At 75.8% G+C, this 2,736-nt stretch carries 2 protein-coding genes and 1 pseudogene; all 3 read right to left on the reverse strand.

The window, feature by feature from the left end; translation table 11 throughout:
* Positions 1–177: 177 nt before the first annotated feature.
* Entirely contained in the window at positions 178–681 is a 504-nt protein-coding gene (gene ybaK, locus GTW67_RS24605; protein WP_161166987.1) for a Cys-tRNA(Pro) deacylase, read from the reverse strand.
* Positions 682–694: 13 nt separating this feature from the next.
* Positions 695–1,435 (reverse strand): LON peptidase substrate-binding domain-containing protein, encoded by a 741-nt coding sequence (locus GTW67_RS24610; RefSeq protein WP_161166988.1) that lies wholly within the window; start codon positions 1,433–1,435, stop codon positions 695–697.
* Positions 1,436–1,446: 11 nt separating this feature from the next.
* Positions 1,447–2,462: pseudogene (locus GTW67_RS24615) on the reverse strand (hypothetical protein).
* Positions 2,463–2,736 lie beyond the last annotated feature (274 nt).

Below are 2,736 nucleotides of genomic sequence, written 5' to 3' on the forward strand. Positions count from 1 at the left end.
GGTCGTGTCGCTCGGCGCCGGGCGGCCGGGGAGGCACGTGTGGCCGGGGCGCGCGCTGCCGTGCGGGGCGTACGTGGTGTTCCGACGGCGCGGGGCGAACGGGGTGCTCGGACGGCACGGGCGAACGGGGCGCTCCGACGGCGGGGACGACGTGGTGTCCCCGGACGGGCGTGCGTGTCAGGGGCGGCCGATGGGGGCGAGGGTTGCCTTCGTCAGGTGGGTCAGGTCTTCGGGGGACAGTTCGACCTCCAGGCCGCGGCGGCCTGCCGAGATGCAGATCGTGGCGTGGACGGACGCCGACGTGTCCAGGACCGTCGGGAGACGCTTGCGCTGGCCGAGGGGTGAGATGCCGCCCCGCACATAGCCCGTGGTGCGCTCCGCCAGGGCCGGGTCGGCCATCGCCGCCCGTTTGCCGCCGACCGCGGAGGCCAGCGCCTTCAGGTCAAGCTGGCCCGCCACCGGGACCACCGCGACCGTCAGCGCGCCGTCGACGTCCGCGACCAGCGTCTTGAAGACGCGGTCCGGCGACACCCCCATCGCCTCGGCCGCCTCCTCGCCGTAGGACGGATGGGACGGGTCGTGGTCGTAGGCGTGGACCGTGTACGTCACCCCGGCCGCCGTGAGGGCCACCGTCGCGGGCGTTCCCCCCGACTGCTGCTGCTTCTTCGACTTCTTCGCCATCCGGGCCAGTACCTCAGTTGAGACTCGTCGGGCCGCGCGTCAGATCGGACGACGGCAGGGACGGCAGCGTACGGATGATCGCGGTCTCGGTGCGAAGGAGTTTCAGCTCGTCGCGCAGCCGGGACGCGGTGTCCGGGGCCTGGAGCAGGCGCTGCTTGGTCGGGGTGTCCAGCATCATCGCGGCGGCGACCAGGTAGGACACCACGCCCGGTTCGTCCGGCAGCTCCGCGCCGGTCGACAGCGAGCGCTCGCGGGCCCCCGCCAGCCGCTTCTGGTACTGCCGGAACGACCGCAGCACCCCCTCGGCCAGCGCCCCCGCCTCGTCGCCGGGCTCCTCGGTCAGCACCTCGAGTTCGGCCGTCAGGAACGGCCCCGAGGAGTCCACCGACAGCACCCGCACCCGGTTCGTCCCGGTCGCCAGCACCTCGAAGGTGCCGTCGGCCCGCTCCCGTACGGTCGCGGCGTCCGCGATGCAGGCCACCTTGTGGAAGGACTTGGCCGGGTCGGGGCCGAACCCGGCCGCGGGGCCGCGCTCGGGCACCGCGGTCGGGTCGGGCATGCCGGGGTCGCTCGGCGCGACCTCGTGACCGTCGCGGATCGCCACGACGGCGAACCGGCGCGGTTCTTCCTCGGGGGTCTTCAGCAGCTCGCGCATCATGGCGCGATAGCGCTCCTCGAAGATGTTGAGCGGGAGTACCAGCCCCGGGAACAAGACCGAGTTCAGGGGGAAGAGGGGGAGCCGGACGGTGGTCACGACGCAGAAGCCTAATGGTCGCCGGGGCGGGCGCGACCGCCGTGCCCACTTCGTGGATGGCGCGAACCCGCCGTCACCCCGGTGACCGCACCGCCGCGCGGACGTTCCCGCGCACCTGGAGGAACCGGCCGAGCGGGTCGTCCGTGTCCCGGTCCCACGGGAAGGACGTGGCGTACGGGCCGGTCAGCCGCAGTTGTTCCGCCGCGTCGCGCGGGCGTTCCAGGCGCAGCAGGACGTACGTCAGCAGGTTGCGCAGCTCCGCCGGCCAGGGGTCCTCGGCCGGGAACGCGGCCGACAGGGCGATCGCGCGGTCGGCCGCCGCGTCCAGCCGGGCGCGGTCCACGCCGGGCACCTCGCCGCCGTCGCGGGGCAGGCAGGCGAAGACCGCCCGCATCGGCAGGGCGCGGACGAGCGCGTCCTCGGGGGCGTCCTGCGCGGCCGTCTCGGCGAAGTCGAGGCACTCGCGGTGGGCGCGGGGAGAGGCGGCCGACAGGTACTCCAGGGCGGCGACGTGGCAGCCGTAGTGGTGCGGGGAGCGGCGGACCGCTTGCTCCCACAGCCGCTCGAACTCGGCGTGCCCCGCGTGTGCGCCCCGCGCGGTGTCCAGCGCGACGCGCCACGGCACGGGGTCGGGTCCGCCGGCCTCGGTGGCGGCCGTGACGGCGGGGCCGACCTGGTGAAGGAGTTCGGCGCGGGCGGGGGAGTCCCAGCAGCGGTCCACGGCCAGCTGGGCGCGGACCAGCAGGGCGCCGGGGTCGTCGGGGGCGGTGGCGTGCCAGTGGTCGAGCCATTCGGAGCGGGAGCGGGCGAAGGCGGCGAGGCGGGTCGCGTAGCGGTCGCGGTGTTCCCACTCGGCGTTCTCCCGGGTGCCGGCGAGCAGGGCGGCCACCGGGCCGTACTCGCCGCGGGCCGCGGCGACCAGGGCGGGGGCGAGGCGGTCGTCGGGGGCGTCGAGGAGCACGTCGGCCTCGTCGTCGGCGGTCGGTGCGGCGGCGGGCCGCGACGAACGGAGGAACGCGCGCAGCATGGCCAGTACGACGGCCGACGGTGCGGGATGGTTGTGCGGGCGGCCTCGGCTTCGCCCTCGGCCCTTCGTGTTCCCACCCGCACCACCCGTGCGGATTTCGTCGTCGGGTGCGGGTGGCCCCCGTGGGCCGCATTCGCCGTCGGCGGCCGCGGGTCGGGGGTGGGCGGCCGGGGATGACCCCGACGGCACCTCCTCCGGCCCTCCGCGCGTCCCCCGGGCACCGCGCGCCTCCGGCCCCCGCGCCCTCCGCGCCCCGCGCGACCCGAGCCCCGGC

It is taken from the genome of Streptomyces sp. SID5910 (assembly GCF_009862125.1).
GTDB lineage: Bacteria > Actinomycetota > Actinomycetes > Streptomycetales > Streptomycetaceae > Streptomyces.

Coding starts and splice junctions, on each gene's coding strand:
- ybaK (WP_161166987.1), bottom strand. CDS start 681: ATGGCGAAGAAGTCGAAGAAGCAGCAGCAGTCGGGGGGAACGCCCGCG.